Here is a 16,082-nt window from a genome sequence, read left to right as displayed (position 1 = left end):
CCGTCGCTCCCTCAAAAAGAATCGGGTGTTAATTGGCGGCGGGTGTTAGTTGGCTATGGATTAACGCCTGATCGAGGGCTCGACCAATCATCACCAGTTTGGTTTGGCGGGGTTCGCTGGTTTGCCAGGGGCGATCGTAGAAATAATCAAAGCGATCGCCAACACCATGCAATACCAGGCGCATCGGCTTATTAGGAACCGAAACAAAGCCTTTAATCCGGTAGATTTCTTGCTGCTGCACCAGGGTTTGCAAACGGTGGATCAAAGTTGCCGGGTCAAAGGCGTCATCGACCCAAAATTGAACGGAGTTAATGCCATCATCGTGGTCGTGGTCTTCTTCGGTGTCATGGTGGCTGGGACGGCTGTCGAGATTATCTTCTACAGCAGAATTAAAGCCCAATAGTAACTCAGTAGTCACCTGACCCTGTTTGCATGGCACGATCTTGACACCCGCCCGGAGTTCTTGCTGCAACCACTTCATCACCTTGGCTTGCGCCTCAGCATCGACGCAATCAACCTTGGTCAACAACACCAGATCCGCACAGGCCAGTTGATCTTCAAACAATTCTTCGATCGGAGTTTCATGTTCCAGGCTAGAATCTGCCTGTCGTTGGGCTTCCAAAGCATCCAGATCGCCAACCAGTTGACCATTGGCTAAAGCCGCACAATCTACGACTGTGATCACCCCATCCACCGTGGCAGCCGTGCGAATTTCGTGCCAGCGAAACGCTTGCACCAACGGTTTCGGTAACGCCAATCCAGACGTTTCAATCACAATACAATCGATTTGATCCCGCCGTTTCAGCAATTCCTGCATAGTGGGTAAAAATTCTTCTTGCACGGTGCAGCAAAGGCAACCATTGGTCAATTCCACAATAGTGCTGGGGGTGTCGTCGTCGTCGCACACCTGACAAGAGCGCAAGAGTTCGCCGTCAATGCCAACTTCGCCAAATTCATTAACCAGTACCGCAATGCGGCGACCTTCGTTATTTTGCAAAAGATGGCGAACAAGGGTGGTTTTCCCTGCGCCCAGGAAACCTGTGACCACTGTAACCGGGATTTTATGCATGGTTGGAGGGTGTTCTTGAAACGGGTAAGGGCAAAGTCATGCGGCGCAATCCAAACCCCGCACCTAAGCCAACGGCGGCGATCGCCGTCAGATAGGCAAGACTGATCAGCCGGACTGATAGCGGCGGAAAGGCACCGTCTACCTCTACATCCTGCATCAAACTCAGAGACGGAAAGGCTGGGTCGGCGTTGGCTGGGGGCGATGCTGTAATCTGAATGGCATGGGGCATGCCATCAAAAAACTGTTGCGTCCAGGCTACCGTACCGTTAGCGTCTGGAATACCACGATAGGCAAACATCAGCTCGTTTTCTTCCAGCCCTATCACCTGAATGTTGAACTCAGCCTGGTCGATCGGCTGTTGGGTGCGGCTGTCTGCCAGTTGGACGGATAAATCGGCAGTCGTGCCGACTTGAGCATCAGTTTCACCTTGATAGGTCAGCGTCAGATTTCCGGCTTGGGGGACAGCGGCGGGACGGGGAACAGATTCATGATGACTGTGATTGTGGCTGGCTTCTGCCAATTCGGCATAGATATTGACAAACAACAGCGCAGCGATCGCCACAACTGTAACTCCCGATAACAATAACCGCACGGGTTGTGCGGCTACCTCACCCTCTTGAGCCTGAGAACGAGCGCCAATCACCCAACCGCCACCCAACCCCACCAGGAGCAAAACAGCTGCCAAAATAGCAGCATTGCGATATTTGATCGGGTTTTCGGGAACCGTGAGGGTTAACGTTTGTTGAAACGGTTCAAATGCCCCTGCGGTTAGCGGCGAAACTGTGACCAGGAGGCGATAGTTGCCACGAATGGGCATGCGCTGTTGCCACTGAAGTGTACCCGTCGGAGCGATCGCATCCAGTGTCAGTAGCGTGGTGCCTTCGACCATGGGGAAATCCGTCGTCAGCCAGGGAGTTTTAGCAGGAGTCAACAGCTCTAGCTGAAATCGGACATTCGGCAAGGGCTGTTGGTTGTCATCTAGAGCTTGCAGTTGAATGGCGATCGGTTCTTTTAAGGGAACGGTTTGCTGAAGTGGTGGCTGCGTTTCTAACTGCACGGAGGGCTGAGCCAGACTAGCCGTTGCAACACCAAACAGGCTGATGAGGCTGGATACTCCGCCCATCAGCAACAGACGATTCAATTGATACATAACATTACCTAATGACAACCTACACCCAGTGTTGCGTGGCGAGTACTGTGAAGGGCGTCATGGGCAGGGGGGTAAGAACTGAAATACAGCGTCCAAACGGTGAGTGAGCTGAGCGATAGATAGAGCGCGATTTGCACCGGCACGGATAACGTAACTTGTGCGGTGCGCTTAAGCACGAGTGAAGCCGAAGCAGTCATGATCTGTACCTCGCAGATAACTGAATAGAGCGATCGCACTGAAAGTAGGCATTCTGACTCATGAGCCGAGACTCAATTACAGCTGCGGGACAGTGCCGGACTTTCACCGAACTTTCCCTGTCTTTTTGCTTGGAACCCAAGACAAAAAGCTCCCGATGGCACTTCTCCATCAGAACCTCTCAGTGATGCTTAATCAAGCTATCACGTCCCTTTTATTTGAATGCTTAAGATTTATAACTCATCTTCAGAATTCCAATCTGCCATCCTCCTTTCGGCAAATTTCAGGCACCATAGAAGACGAGGATGCTCCATTAAAGTTTTCATGACAACTGACTTAACCACCCGCGATCGCCAATTTACCTCTCTGGAACAAGCTTTAAAGCACTTTTTTGGCTACGATAGCTTTCGTCCAGGGCAACGGCAGATTATCGAAACTGCCCTACAACGGCAAGATTCTCTTGTCGTCATGCCCACCGGGGGTGGCAAATCGCTCTGTTTTCAACTACCGGCTCTGCTCAATCCGGGGTTAACGGTGGTGGTGTCGCCGTTGATTGCGCTGATGCAAGACCAGGTTCAGGCATTACAAGACAACGGCATTGGGGCAACATTTCTCAATAGCAGCCTGGGTTTAAACGAAACGCGACAGCGAGAACGAGCCATTCTCAATGGCGATATCAAACTCCTCTATGCAGCACCGGAACGATTGCTGAGTGAGAGTTTTTTGCCCTTTTTGACACAGGTTTCCGAAAAAATTGGGATTGCCGGATTTGCCATCGATGAAGCCCATTGTGTTTCTGAATGGGGGCATGACTTCCGCCCCGAATATCGACAATTGCGGCAGGTGCGGCAACGTTACCCCGATGTGTCGGTAATGGCATTGACAGCAACGGCAACCGAGCGCGTGCGGCAAGATATTGTGCAGCAGTTGCAATTAGAATCACCCTTCATTCACATTGCCAGCTTCAATCGCCAAAATCTGTATTACGAAGTTCGTCCCAAACAAAAACATGCCTACCTAGAGTTGTTGCAACTGGTGCAAAAGACCCATGGATCTGGCATCATCTATTGTCTCAGCCGTAAAAAAGTCGATGAAATCACCTTCCGGCTTCAGCAAGATGGTATTCAAGCTTTGCCCTATCATGCCGGGTTAAACGACAAACAACGGACTGAAAATCAAAATCGATTCATTCGCGATGATGTCCGCGTGATGGTAGCAACGATCGCCTTTGGCATGGGGATTAACAAACCTGATGTTCGCTTTGTTTGTCACTTTGACTTACCGCGCAATCTGGAAAGTTATTACCAGGAATCAGGGCGTGCCGGACGGGATGGTGATGATGCGAAATGCACCTTGTTTTTTAGCTATGGTGACTTGAAATCATTGGAGTATTTGATTGCTCAAAAGGTTGATCCGATTTATGGGGAACCCTTAGCCGAAGAACAACAAATCGCTCGCCAGCAAGTCCGTCAGGTGGTGGATTATGCCGAAAGTACCGAATGTCGGCGGCGCATTCAACTGGCATATTTTGGCGAACGGTTTGCGGGCAATTGCGGCAATTGCGATAACTGTCTCACCCCTCGCCCCGTCGAAGATTGGACGGTTGACGCCCAGAAGTTTCTCTCTTGCGTTGCCCGTTGCAAAGAACGCTTTGGCATGAAGTACATCATTGATGTGTTACGTGGCTCCAAAGACAAGCGCATTTTGCAAAACGGTCATAACGAACTTTCAACCTATGGCATCGGACGCGATCGCAGTGGCGACGAATGGAAAATGCTAGGGCGATCGCTCTTGCATCAGGGCATCCTTACCGAAACCAGCGACGGCTACTCGATCCTTAAACTCAACGAGCAAAGTTGGGAAGTCATGCGTAAACAACGCACCGTTTTGATCACCGTTTCTACCCCGTCTGTAACCGAAACAGAAGAAGAATCGCGTGCCAAAGCCGATGTGGATATGCTGATCGAAAAATTGCGATCGCTGCGCAAAGAAGTTGCCGACGAACAATCCGTACCTCCGTACGTAATTTTTTCCGACTCCAGCATCAAACTGATGGCGCAACGGCAACCGCAAACCCTCAACGAATTTGCCAAAATTTCTGGCGTGGGTGCCTACAAACGCGACCAGTATGGACCCCGCTTTGTCGAAACCATCCGGCAGTATTGCGAAGAACAAGGCATTGCCCTCAAACCCTGGCAAGCCGCTGACGATGCTGCAACTCCATCCACTGACCCCCAACCGACCTCCAAACAACTCCTTGCCAAGACCCACTTCTTTACCCTGGATCTGCACCAGCAAGGCTATGCCCCCTTCGATATTGCCACCCGCCGTAGCCTCAGCATCAATACCATCTTCGACCATCTAGAAATGTTGATTGCTGCCGGACAACGCGTTGACTTAGATGCGATCGTCGCACCCGATCGCCAGATTGCCATTCAAGATGCCATCCAAAAAGTAGGCGATGCTTCCCTACGCACCATCCGCGATCACTTGGGCGAAAGCTTTGATTACACCGAAATTCGTCTGGCTCGCGCCAAATGGCGACAGTCAACGGAGCAAACAGGTGAATGAGGTTGTGACGCATCCGCTCTTGCCGTAGGTGCATGACTGGGTCTGTTTTAAAAGTTGTTTTTTCGTGCGCTTCGCGCACGGAAAAACAACCGTCTTAGCGAGTTTTAAAACACGCCCTGGCGTTCATATATGATGAGAAAGCAAGGCATTGATGTGCTGGATGCTCTCAAACACGTCTTGATTGGAAACGTTCCAACACGGAGTATGGCGACGAGGACAAAACGTCTCGCGCTCAAAGTCAACGTTATGAGTTTTCCGACTCGTCTATGGGCATAACGCCTTGAAGCAAAGCAATCTGGACGGTTGTCGTTTCACCTAATGTACTGGTAATGCTGACTGTGCCATGATGCAACTCTGTCAATTGTCGAGTAATGACTAACCCTAATCCCGACCCTTGTTGTTCATACAGCCTGCGCTCAAATTGTACATAAGCGCCAACATCGGCAATTTGGGCAGGGGTCATTCCTCGTCCGTGATCTGTTACGTCTAGAAGATAGCGATCGCCCTCAATGTGACTTGAAATCTCAATCGGTGTTCCGGGTGTAGAAAATTTACAGGCGTTGCTGACCAACTCTTCTACAATTTTTCTCAAATATTGTTCTTGAATTTGTACCGGATGATCGCAGAGCTGAATTACTACATCGTCATCCCGCTCCATTTTGATGGCGGTCAGATGTGCTGCCTCAGTTATGGCAAACTCAGGCATGATGGTCATCATCCCGTCGATCACCTGAGTTCGATTGGACGATTGAGACTGAAGCTGCAATTCGGCATATAACAGCGTATTGCGAATGACCCGTTCCAATCGCCATGCCGATCGGTTCATGGCTTCGGCAATTTCTAGCAAACTGTCGGGATCCATCGAATCATAGCTATCCCTCAAAATTTCGGACAACCCAATTAACCCATTTAGCGGCGTCAGTAGTTCGTGGGGGAGCGCATGGGAAATATTAACCCGCAAATTGTCTAACTTTTGCTGATAGTGATCCTGTACTTCAACTTTCTTTTTCAGGCGAGTGCCGATGGACGATAACAGTTCTGCGCGAGTAAATGGTTTGGTGAGATAATCATCTGCACCCAAATGCATGCCTTGCCGGATATCAAGTTCATCGACTTTAGCAGTTAAGAAAATAAATGGAGTGGTAATTGTATTGGGCAGCGATCGCACTTGGTTTAAGACTTCATAACCGTCCATTCCCGGCATCATCACGTCGCAGAGGATTAAATCGGGGTGGCTGGCTTGGGCAAGTTCAATGCCTTGAAACCCATCCTCAGCGCACAAAACTTGATATTCTTCATCTTCTAAGATGTCTGATAGAATATCGCGAATCGAAGGCTCATCTTCGATAACTAGAATCTTTTTCATGAGGTCTTCTCTACTCAGCTTTATTTTTAATTTTTAAGTGGATATAAAAAATAGATTAGTCAATACATTAAAGCTTGCAAATGCCAGATTGAATCTGGATCATTCTGCTAGTTCAATACAGAAGAATGCTGGCTTAAAAGTTGTTCAAATTCTGCTGCCGGAAGTGGTCGGCTAAACAAATAGCCCTGCATACCATCGCAGTGATGTTGGATCAAAAAGTTTTTTTCAGCCGTCGTTTCAACACCCTCGGCTACTACTTTAAGTTGCAAATCGTGCGCCATTTGAATCAATGCCGTTGTAATAGCAGCATTTTTAAGATTCTGGTCAATATCGCGGACAAAGCACTGATCAATTTTCAACGTATCAAAGGGAAAGTGTTGAAGATAGCCCAACGATGCATAGCCTGTACCAAAATCATCGATTGCAATTTGAATGCCTAATTCTCTCAATTCGTGAAACTTTGTTTTAGTTGTTTCCACATTTTTAACCAACATACTTTCAGTGAGTTCTAGCTCTAGAGAACTGACTTCAAGCTGCTTTTCCGACAGAATTTGGGCTACTTTTGACGTTAAATCAGGCTGGTTAAATTGCAAACTAGAAAGATTAACGGCTATCTGAAATTTGGGTAATCCAGAATTTTGCCAGAGTTTTGCCTGGGTGCAGGCTGTGTCTAAGACCCATTCGCCTAAGGGAATAATTAACCCGGTCTCTTCGGCGATCGGAATAAACTCCGCCGGGGAAATCATGCCAAATTCGGGCGATCGCCAGCGTATCAATACCTCCGCTCCAAAAATCACCCCCGTTTGTAAATTGATTTGAGGCTGATAATGCAGCAAAAATTCTTTATTTTCCAGCGCTTGCGCGATCCGCTCGGCTTGCACATGCTGATTGGCGGTTGCCGCATCGACTCGGGTGGCATACGCCTTTTCTAACAGGATTTGTTTGCTTAACCGAACTGCAATGGTTTCTAGCAATTCATCCTGGGAAAATGGTTTAGTAATATAGTCGTCTGCACCCAACAACATGCCACGACGAATATCGGGTTTACCTGCCATTGCGGTCAGAAAAATAAACGGAATCGTTGCGCTGTCGAGATCTTGACGCAATGCCTTTAGCACACCATACCCGTCTAATTTGGGCATAGAAATATCGCAGAGAATCAGGTCAGGTTTTTTTTCCTTGACCATTTCCAGTCCCTTTTGACCATTGTCTGCCAATAAAACTGAGAAATCGGCATTTGCCAAAATTTCAGAAATTAGATCTTGCAGGGTTGGATCATCCTCAATGACTAAAACTCTATACATGAACAGTTTGGGTACTAGAGATTATAGGGGGCGCAGATGGATCGGCAACTTTACTGTACATAGAGTGCCCATCCCCAGTTGGCTCTCTATCAAAATCTCACCTTGATGTATCTCGACAGCTCGTTTGACAATGGCTAAACCCAGTCCATTGCCCGCAATAGTGCCGACGTTATTGGCTCGATGGAAAGGCGAAAATAAGTGCTGTAAGTCTGTATCAGGGATGCCGATGCCGTGATCTCGGATTTGAAAGATGACCGTCTTGTTGTCACATTCAAGATTTAGTTCTGCCGGTTCGGCATTGGGTGAATATTTCAGGGCATTTGAAAGCAAGTTTGTGAGAATCTGCCGCAGTAATTTCTCGTCTAGATCGGCAATGCAATGCTGAGTCTGGGTTTTGAAAATAATTTTTTGTTGATTTTTGGCTAATGCCTGCAATTCTTCGACCACATCTAAACACAACGCTTTAGCATCGACCGGGGTTGGATTGCACGGCAGCCGACCCGATTCAGCTTTGCTGAAGGTGAGGATATCTTCCAGCAATTGGGTCATGTATTGGACGGCATTTTTGATTTGCTGGTAGTGTTTTTGCTTTTTCTCGTCAGTCCATTTGTGGCTGGCGGCTTCGAGCAGCTCCGCTGAACCCAAAATTGTGGTCAATGGCGTGCGAAATTCGTGGGATGTGGTTGTGATAAAGCGAGATTTAAACTCGTTGAGTTCTTTTTCTTGATCGAGCGCTCGTAAAACTTCTGCCTCGGCTTGTTTGGTTTGGGTAATGTCTGAGGAAACCCCTGCAATGCGATACAGCTCGCCCTGGTCATTGTAAATATGAAAGGCGCGATCGCGAATCCAGCGAATTTCACCGTCTGGGCGGACGATGCGATATTGGATATCGTAAGTCTGCTGTTCTGTCTGCCGGGTGATGGCAATATAGCGATCGAGATCTTCGGGATGAATGGCTTGAAATAGGGGTTCGAGCGAAGTGTACAGGTCGTTGCGATCGCGTCCCCAGATTTTGTCGTAGGCGTCGCTGACATAGAGAACCTTGGTGGCATAGGGTTCTTCTAGCCAGAACACATCATCAATATGCTCTGCCAACTGCCGAAAGCGCTCTTCACTTTGCCGCAACGCATCTTCCATCTGTCGGCGTCGCGTTAAATCTCGAATGATCCCGACAATATATTTATTGCCAGACGAATCTACTAAGCGACTTTTTTTGGTCGAAATATATTTTAGGGTTCCCGTTGCATCCGTGACGTATTCTTCGTTTTCATTCGCGATCCCCGTGGTCAATACATTATTATCATGTTCCCAAAAAGTCGTAGCTTGTTCTTGTGGGAAAAGGGTGCGGTCTGAGTGTCCTAATAACTCTTCGCGAGAGTAGCCCAGGAAATCGCACAATTTTTGATTGAGCAAGATCCAGCGGTGCTGTTCGTCTTTGACAAAGATGGGATCAGACGCGGCATCTAAAACCGCCGATAGAAACTCTTGCGTTTTAGAAAGTTCTTGATTGGCAGTGCCCAGTTCTAACGCTTTTTCTTGCAGATCTTGGTTGAGATATAGGATCTGGGCTTCGGCTTGTTTGCGATCGCTGACATCAAAAATTACGCCATCTAAATAGAGCAACGAGCCATTTTCTGCCCAAATACCTTGCCCTTTTTCATAGACCCAGCGGACGCTGCCATCTCGTTTGATGATGCGATATTCCAAAACATAGGTGCGCTTTTCAGCCAGAGCTGCCTCAATGCGTTGATTGTTGGCGACAACGTCATGGGGATGGGTGACATCCGAAAATCCGCGAACGCGCGTGTCGGTAAAGTCTGCCGCAGGGTAGCCAGTGAGGGTTTCTATTTCATTGCTGACAAATACAGCTGTCCAGCGTTCATCGTGGAGGCATCGATAAATCACTCCAGGAATATTAGAAACGAGGGTTCTAAACTTGCGTTCACTTGCTTCTAAAGCTTTTGCGGCGGCTTTTCGGGTACTGATATCGCGCACCAGGGCACACTTAAATTCTTCGCCATTGAACTCGAAGTAGTTGGTGCTAATTTCGACTGGAAAGGATTGTCCGTCTTTGGTGCTATTGATCGACTCTATGACATAAGAACGTTGTTGTTTTAAGTGTTGCCAATGATCTGCCCAGGTATCTCGGCAAACGTTGGGATCGACATCAAAAATACTGAGCTTGAGCAGTTCTTGTTGAGAATAGCCCAGTAGCCGACAGGCCGCGTCGTTAACATAAAAAAACCGAGCATCGGATCGAGTTAGAAAAACGGCATCACTGACGCGATCGAGGCAAAATTGGGTAAGTTTGAGCGATTCTTCGGCTTTTCGGCGTTCGTTTTCGACCCGTTTGCGATCGCTAATATCTCGCACAATGCAGATGTATCCGCCATCATGCAATTTAGTAATCGAGAGTTCCTGGTGAAAGTCTTCTCCGGTTTGGCGTCTACTCACCGTTTCGCCACTCCAGTAGCCTTTGTGGTTGAGGGCATCTAGCGATTGGCTGGTGAGGCGAGCCAGTTCCTGAGCGTTGTAGAGTTGGTCAAATTTTTGCCCGATCAATTTTTCTGCTTTGCTATAGCCATAGAGCTGGGCAAATGATTGATTGACGTAGGTAAATTCTCGATTGGGATTGAGCACAACGATGCCATCTCGAGAAGCAGCGATCGCCGTTGATTGCTGAAGAATAACTTCGCGTGTGCGTACCCGTTCGATGGCATAGCGAATTGCCCGTGTTAGCAACGGATATTCGATTTGCCCTTTGACTAAATAATCTTGCGCACCACGGCGGAGCGCTTCTAACCCAATCTCTTCGTTATCTAACCCGGTTAATACAACGATGGGGATAAAGGGGGCTATTTCTATTGCCCGATTAATCGTTTCTAGACCCTGGGAATCGGGCAGGGATAAATCGAGCAGAATAATATCAAAGCAGGTTTGACTCAGTTTTTGGGCAGCTTCACCAAACCGAGTCACATGAATGATTCTCCAGATATTGTGTTTGTCATCGATCAGAATCTCCTGCAACAGATCGGCATCCGCAGGATTGTCCTCAATCAATAAAATTTTGATGGACGAAGCATTCACAGGTTTAATCGGGGTGGGGAGGAAGTTTGGCAGTAGCCAACCAAAACAGCTCTATCGCTTTAACAATATAGACAAATTCTTCTAAACCAACGGGCTTGGTGATGTAAGAATTTGCATGTAATTTGTAGGCTTGAAAGATGTCTTCGTCAGCGGCTGAGGTTGTCAATACGATTATTGGTATTTTTCCCAAATCTGGGTCGGTTTTAACTTCTGCTAACACCTCCCGCCCATCCTTCCGAGGTAGATTGAGATCGAGCAAGATTAAATCGGGACGGGGCGCTTCGGCATATTTTCCCTTTTGATGCAGAAATGCGATCGCCTCGACACCATCCTTGGCAATATGGACAGTACTCAGTATCTCTGAGTCACTCAACGTTTCGATTAATAAGTCAGCATCGCTGGCAGAATCCTCAACTAAGAGAATCTCAATGGGCATGGCAAGAAAGCGTGTTCAGGGCTGAACCGCTTTTATCTTACTGGAGTTTTGGTTGGTCTACGGGTCTTTGGTACGTATTTCTTTAGGAATGAACGCTACCATCGGGCATGATCACTCCTTTGAGAATTGCGCCGGTGAGTTTGACCATGATGCGATCGCTCACACCCACCTGGGCACCTGTTAAATCGGCACCGCTCAGGTCGGCACCACTCAGATCGGCACCAATTAAATTTGCGCCCTGAAGATTGGCATTTTTGAGACTGGCTTCCAGCAAATTTGCCCGAAATAGATTGGCTTTTTGTAAATTTGCTCCTGTGAAATTGACCCGATGTAAAAACGCATCGGATAGATTGGCATTGCTCAAATCTGCGTTGCTTAGATTTCTGCCAGACAGATCTTTTTCTTTGAGATTTGCCCCCCGCAGATCTGCACCACTTAAATCGGGGTCTTGCTTCTTGGTCTGCTGGCTGGCATGAGGTTGGTAGCTAGATTGAGTTTGATAGGTGTTGTAAGACTCCCGTGAATAGGAATAGGTGTAGGGATTAGAGCGAGGAGGTTGATAGGTGTAGGACTGGTAGTTTTGCGACTGATGATTGGTGGTGGATTGGTGGTTATTGGATTGGTAATTATTGGATTGATGGTTATTGGATTGATGATGATTGGTCTGATGATGATTGGTAGATTGATTCGTGGATTGGTGGTTATTGGTCTGATGGTTATTCGTGGACTGATGATGATTGGACTGATGGTTAGTGGACTGGTGATTGGTGGATTGATGGTTGTGAGTACTGGATTGGTGATAATTGGGCGATTGGTAATTCGCCTGGTTTGACGATTGGTAAGAATAATGGGGACGCGGCGGCGGTTGATAGTAATAGCGAGTCTGTGACTGCTGAGGTTTTGCAGTAGCAGCCTGCGGTTGTTTTACCTGGGTTTTGGCGTTTTGTTGATGCGATCGCAACGTTTCCCGCGCCTGGTTCAATTCTTTTAGCTTTGTCTGGGCTTTTTCTTGCAACCGGGCATTATCTTTGGGAATGCGATCGGGATGCCAGACAAAAACCAGGTCTTTATAAGCCTGGTTGATTTCCTCCAAAGAGGCTCCAGGCTCCAATCCAAGAACTCTATAGCTGTTTTCCAGATCGTTCATCCTGATCAAAGTTTCTCCATCTGGGGCTGAAGCGCTCTTAGCCAATTCTAAGGGCTATATCTATTTACTGGAACGGGAGCCTCGCAGTTTCCTGCAATCTATAGAGATCCTTTATAAGATCTGGACGAGGTGTGGCAGGATAGCGCTATGCGTTCAAAGTCGGGAGGGTATTGTGTTGACCCATTACGCTGAGTGTAGCGGTTTAACACATGTCTTGTCCTAACTCGATGGCGTCAGGCTATGAACCCCTGTCTGGGCTTCACCGTCTCAACCCTTAAGGATCGTGGATTAAATAACCTGTATTCCTGTTAGAGAGAGCGACAGCGGAGCCGTCGCTTTCTCAGGTAGACGTTGCACGATGGGCTGGAACTGCCGCACACGGCGTAACATTTCCCAAAAATAAGGTTCTAATGAGAGTTTGTCGATAATACCCTAGTTAGACCAAAGGTCACGCTAACATCAATCTAGACTTAAGATTGCTAGCACAAAAGTTATTACTCTTCAGTGTTTATGTCTCAGTCTGCTGTCGCTCTAACCCCCACGGTTCTATTAATTGATGGGCATTCCCTTGCCTTCCGATCCTATTATGCTCATGCCAAAGGACGAGATGGGGGGTTGCGGACTTCGACTGGCATTCCCACCAGTGTGTCGTATGGATTTCTCAAGGCACTGCTGGATACGATGGAGATTGAGAAGCCCGACTATGTGGCGATCGCCTTTGATGTGGATGATCCAACGTTTCGTCACGAAGCCGATCAGACCTATAAAGAAGGCAGAGCCGAAACCCCCGAAGACTTTTTTCCGGATATGGAAAATCTTCAGGAGTTGCTTCAGGCATTGAACCTCACCATCATCACCGCACCGGGTTATGAAGCCGATGATGTGATTGGCACCCTGACTCGACGCGCCCATGCCGAACATTTTAGGGTCAAGATTTTGACGGGCGATCGCGATCTATTTCAACTGGTTGACCCAGAGCAGCGGATTACTGTCCTCTACCTCAGCACCGTATACGGCAAGGGCACACCGCCGCCCAGAGAATTTGGGGTAGAGCAGGTGAAAGAGAAAATGGGCATCTTGCCGTCGCAAGTGGTGGACTACAAAGCCCTCTGCGGCGACTCGTCGGACAATATCCCTGGGGTGCGGGGCATTGGCGATAAAACAGCCGTGCAATTGCTGAGTACCTATGGCTCACTGGCAAATATCTATGCTTCCCTGGATCAGATCAAAGGAGCGGTGCGGAAAAAGTTAGAAGAGGGTCGAGAGGCAGCGCTGCATTCTCAATATCTGGCACAGATCCATCTCGATGTGCCCATTACGACGGCGTTAGAAGATTGTAGGCTGCATGGCTTTGAGGTCGAGGCTGCTCAGCCGCTACTGGAAAAACTGGAATTCCGTTCTTTTCTGAATAAGCTGCAAAAGCTGCAACAACAACTGGGGGGCAAGGTGCCGACCCCCGATCCCCAGACAACATCGACCATCCCACCTACACCCTTGTCCACGGTGTCAGATACAGAGGATGAAGATACCTGGTTTTATAGTGCTGCCGACACAGAAGCGGCAAAAAATCAGGTGCCGCTGGCGATCGCCCCAGAGATTATCGATACGCCTGAAAAATTGCTGGCGCTGGTGCAGCGATTAGAAACATTGACCGATCCGGCTACACCTGTTGCCTGGGATACAGAGACGACTGCGTTAGACCCCCGTGATGCCGATCTGGTGGGAATTGGCTGTTGTTGGGGAGCAGAGATTGATGCGATCGCCTATATCCCAATCGGACACCGCACGGGCAACACGCTGGAGAAGTCTTACGTCCTCGAAACCCTGCGCCCGATTTTAGAAAGTGCTAACTATCCGAAATCGTTACAAAATGCCAAATTCGATCGCCTGATTCTGCGGTGTCAGGGCATTCACCTGGCTGGGGTGGTGTTTGACACGATGTTAGCCAGTTATTTGCTCAATCCCGATGCAGCACACAATCTGACGGAAATGAGCCGGAAATATCTGGGAATCTATGCCCAGAGCTACACTGATCTGGTGCCCAAAGGCAAAACGATCGCGGACGTTGACATTGCAGCCGTTGCCCAATACTGTGGCATGGATGTTTACACCGTCTTTTGTCTGGTGCCCTTGCTAATGGCTGAGTTAGAAGCCGTTCCCAGGCTCAAATCTTTGCTATTAGAGGTCGAGCAACCACTGGAACCCGTCTTGGCAGAGATGGAATATACCGGGGTGCGGATTGATCAGGCGTATTTGGCAGAATTTTCGCGATCGCTAGAACGGGATCTGCTTCAGATCGAACAACGTGCCTATGAATCGGCAGGCAGCACCTTTAACCTGGGATCACCCAAGCAACTGGGCGAACTGTTGTTTGAAAAACTGGGACTCGATCGGCGAAAATCTCGTAAAACTAAAACGGGCTACTCCACCGATGCGGCAACTCTAGAAAAATTGCAAGGCGACCATCCCGTGGTCGATGCGATTTTGGAATATCGCACCCTGTCGAAGTTGAAATCGACTTATGTAGATGCTTTGCCGTTACTGGTGCATCCCAAGAGCCAGCGGATTCACACAGATTTTAACCAGGCTATTACCGTTACCGGACGGCTGTCATCTTCTACGCCCAATTTACAAAATATTCCCATCCGTACTGCCTTCAGTCGTCAGATTCGTAAGGCATTTTTGCCACGGGATGGGTGGCTGTTGGTGGCAGCGGATTATTCGCAGATCGAACTGCGAATTTTGGCGCACCTCAGCCAGGAACCTGTTTTGTTAGAAACCTACCAGAACAATCAAGATATCCATGCGCTCACGGCGCGGCTATTGTTTGAAAAGGATGAGATTACGTCTGAAGAACGACGCTTAGCCAAGGTGATTAATTTTGGTGTGATCTATGGCATGGGCGCGCAACGGTTTGCCCGTGAATCGGGGTTTAAAACTGCCGATGCCAAGATGTTTATTGAACGGTTTAATGAACGCTACTCCAAAGTGTTTGGCTATCTTTTGCAAATGCAACGAGAGGCGATCGCCCATGGATATGTTGAAACCATTCTGGGACGACGACGTTATTTTAACTTTGGCAGCGACAGCATTAAAAAATTGCGTGGGGTGAATCCTGATGAGATTGATTTAGCGAAGGTCAAAACCCGCGACCAGTACGATGCTCAGATGCTGCGAGCAGCTGCTAATGCGCCGATTCAGGGGTCGAGTGCAGACATCATCAAAGTGGCAATGGTGCAACTTCACCAGATTTTGCAAAACCGTAACGCCCATCTGTTATTGCAAGTGCATGATGAATTGGTGTTTGAAATCCATCCCGATGAATGGGCAGATCTGCAACCGCAGATTAAAACCACTATGGAGTCGGCGATCGCCCTGAGTGTGCCGCTGGTGGTTGAAATCAACGTTGGACAAAATTGGATGGAAGCCAAATAGGCAGGTGAGTGCCGCTCTCACACAACCTTTGTCCTAATCAACCCCTCGACTGCTATGGCGGTACGCATCAGGTTGGGACGGGGTGCAGGGGTTTCACCCCTGCGTGGGGGCACCGCCCCCACCCCCTGATGCCCTAACTGGATTGCGTAGAGCCATAGATATAGCGGTACGCATTAGGGTTGGGACGGGGTGCAGGGGTGAAACCCCTGCGTGGGGGCACCGCCCCCACCCCCTGATGCCCTAACTGGATTGCGTAGAGCCATAGATATAGCGGTACGCATTAGAGTTGGGACGGGGTGCAGGGGTGAAACCCCTGCGTGGG

General features: G+C 48.6%; 10 protein-coding genes and 1 riboswitch. Of the genes, 2 read left to right on the top strand and 8 right to left on the bottom strand.

The window, feature by feature from the left end; genetic code table 11:
* Positions 1-28: 28 nt before the first annotated feature.
* The 3 genes from cobW to ACR6Z4_RS26085 are packed head-to-tail and all read right to left on the bottom strand — an operon-like array spanning position 29 to position 2,416.
* On the bottom strand, positions 29-1,069 hold the full coding sequence (cobW, locus tag ACR6Z4_RS26095) for a cobalamin biosynthesis protein CobW (protein WP_479720271.1): 1,041 nt from the start codon (positions 1,067-1,069) through the stop codon (positions 29-31).
* Positions 1,062-2,219 (bottom strand): hypothetical protein, encoded by a 1,158-nt coding sequence (locus tag ACR6Z4_RS26090; protein WP_479720270.1) that lies wholly within the window; start codon positions 2,217-2,219, stop codon positions 1,062-1,064. Before ACR6Z4_RS26090 ends, cobW begins: the two co-directional genes overlap by 8 nt.
* Positions 2,220-2,227: 8 nt before the next feature.
* Positions 2,228-2,416, bottom strand: coding sequence for a CbtB domain-containing protein (locus ACR6Z4_RS26085; protein ID WP_479720269.1), 189 nt, complete (start codon positions 2,414-2,416; stop codon positions 2,228-2,230).
* A 26-nt stretch (positions 2,417-2,442) separates the two neighbouring features.
* Positions 2,443-2,585, bottom strand: a riboswitch (cobalamin riboswitch).
* 153 nt (positions 2,586-2,738) lie between these two features.
* Here ACR6Z4_RS26085 and recQ point away from each other — a divergent pair.
* The gene (gene recQ / locus ACR6Z4_RS26080) at positions 2,739-4,985 is read left to right on the top strand and encodes a DNA helicase RecQ (protein WP_479720268.1); all 2,247 of its coding nucleotides are present in this window, start codon (positions 2,739-2,741) and stop codon (positions 4,983-4,985) included.
* 244 nt (positions 4,986-5,229) lie between these two features.
* On the opposite strand, the gene ACR6Z4_RS26075 is transcribed toward recQ, so the two are convergent.
* The 5 genes from ACR6Z4_RS26075 to ACR6Z4_RS26055 form a co-directional block, all read right to left on the bottom strand.
* Positions 5,230-6,351, bottom strand: coding sequence for a hybrid sensor histidine kinase/response regulator (locus ACR6Z4_RS26075; RefSeq protein WP_479720267.1), 1,122 nt, complete (start codon positions 6,349-6,351; stop codon positions 5,230-5,232).
* A gap of 107 nt (positions 6,352-6,458) precedes the next feature.
* On the bottom strand, positions 6,459-7,655 hold the full coding sequence (locus ACR6Z4_RS26070) for an EAL domain-containing response regulator (RefSeq protein WP_479720266.1): 1,197 nt from the start codon (positions 7,653-7,655) through the stop codon (positions 6,459-6,461).
* Between the two features lie 21 nt (positions 7,656-7,676).
* Positions 7,677-10,742 (bottom strand): PAS domain-containing sensor histidine kinase, encoded by a 3,066-nt coding sequence (locus tag ACR6Z4_RS26065; RefSeq protein WP_479720265.1) that lies wholly within the window; start codon positions 10,740-10,742, stop codon positions 7,677-7,679.
* 4 nt (positions 10,743-10,746) lie between these two features.
* Positions 10,747-11,178: a response regulator gene (locus ACR6Z4_RS26060; protein WP_479720264.1), complete on the bottom strand. Its 432-nt coding sequence runs from the start codon at positions 11,176-11,178 to the stop codon at positions 10,747-10,749.
* 82 nt (positions 11,179-11,260) lie between these two features.
* Entirely contained in the window at positions 11,261-12,325 is a 1,065-nt protein-coding gene (locus tag ACR6Z4_RS26055; RefSeq protein WP_479720263.1) for a pentapeptide repeat-containing protein, read from the bottom strand.
* A 510-nt stretch (positions 12,326-12,835) separates the two neighbouring features.
* On the opposite strand from ACR6Z4_RS26055, the gene polA reads away from it, so the two are divergent.
* Positions 12,836-15,760, top strand: coding sequence for a DNA polymerase I (polA, locus tag ACR6Z4_RS26050; RefSeq protein WP_479720262.1), 2,925 nt, complete (start codon positions 12,836-12,838; stop codon positions 15,758-15,760).
* Positions 15,761-16,082 lie beyond the last annotated feature (322 nt).

It is taken from the genome of Calyptranema fuscum S582, from assembly GCF_055793305.1.
Note: the sequence above shows the minus strand (reverse complement) of the source record. Positions and strands in the feature narration are given on the sequence as shown.

Coding starts and splice junctions, on each gene's coding strand:
- cobW (WP_479720271.1), bottom strand. CDS start 1,069: ATGCATAAAATCCCGGTTACAGTGGTCACAGGTTTCCTGGGCGCAGGG.
- ACR6Z4_RS26090 (WP_479720270.1), bottom strand. CDS start 2,219: ATGTATCAATTGAATCGTCTGTTGCTGATGGGCGGAGTATCCAGCCTC.
- ACR6Z4_RS26085 (WP_479720269.1), bottom strand. CDS start 2,416: ATGACTGCTTCGGCTTCACTCGTGCTTAAGCGCACCGCACAAGTTACG.
- recQ (WP_479720268.1), top strand. CDS start 2,739: ATGACAACTGACTTAACCACCCGCGATCGCCAATTTACCTCTCTGGAA.
- ACR6Z4_RS26075 (WP_479720267.1), bottom strand. CDS start 6,351: ATGAAAAAGATTCTAGTTATCGAAGATGAGCCTTCGATTCGCGATATT.
- ACR6Z4_RS26070 (WP_479720266.1), bottom strand. CDS start 7,655: ATGTATAGAGTTTTAGTCATTGAGGATGATCCAACCCTGCAAGATCTA.
- ACR6Z4_RS26060 (WP_479720264.1), bottom strand. CDS start 11,178: ATGCCCATTGAGATTCTCTTAGTTGAGGATTCTGCCAGCGATGCTGAC.
- ACR6Z4_RS26055 (WP_479720263.1), bottom strand. CDS start 12,325: ATGAACGATCTGGAAAACAGCTATAGAGTTCTTGGATTGGAGCCTGGA.
- polA (WP_479720262.1), top strand. CDS start 12,836: ATGTCTCAGTCTGCTGTCGCTCTAACCCCCACGGTTCTATTAATTGAT.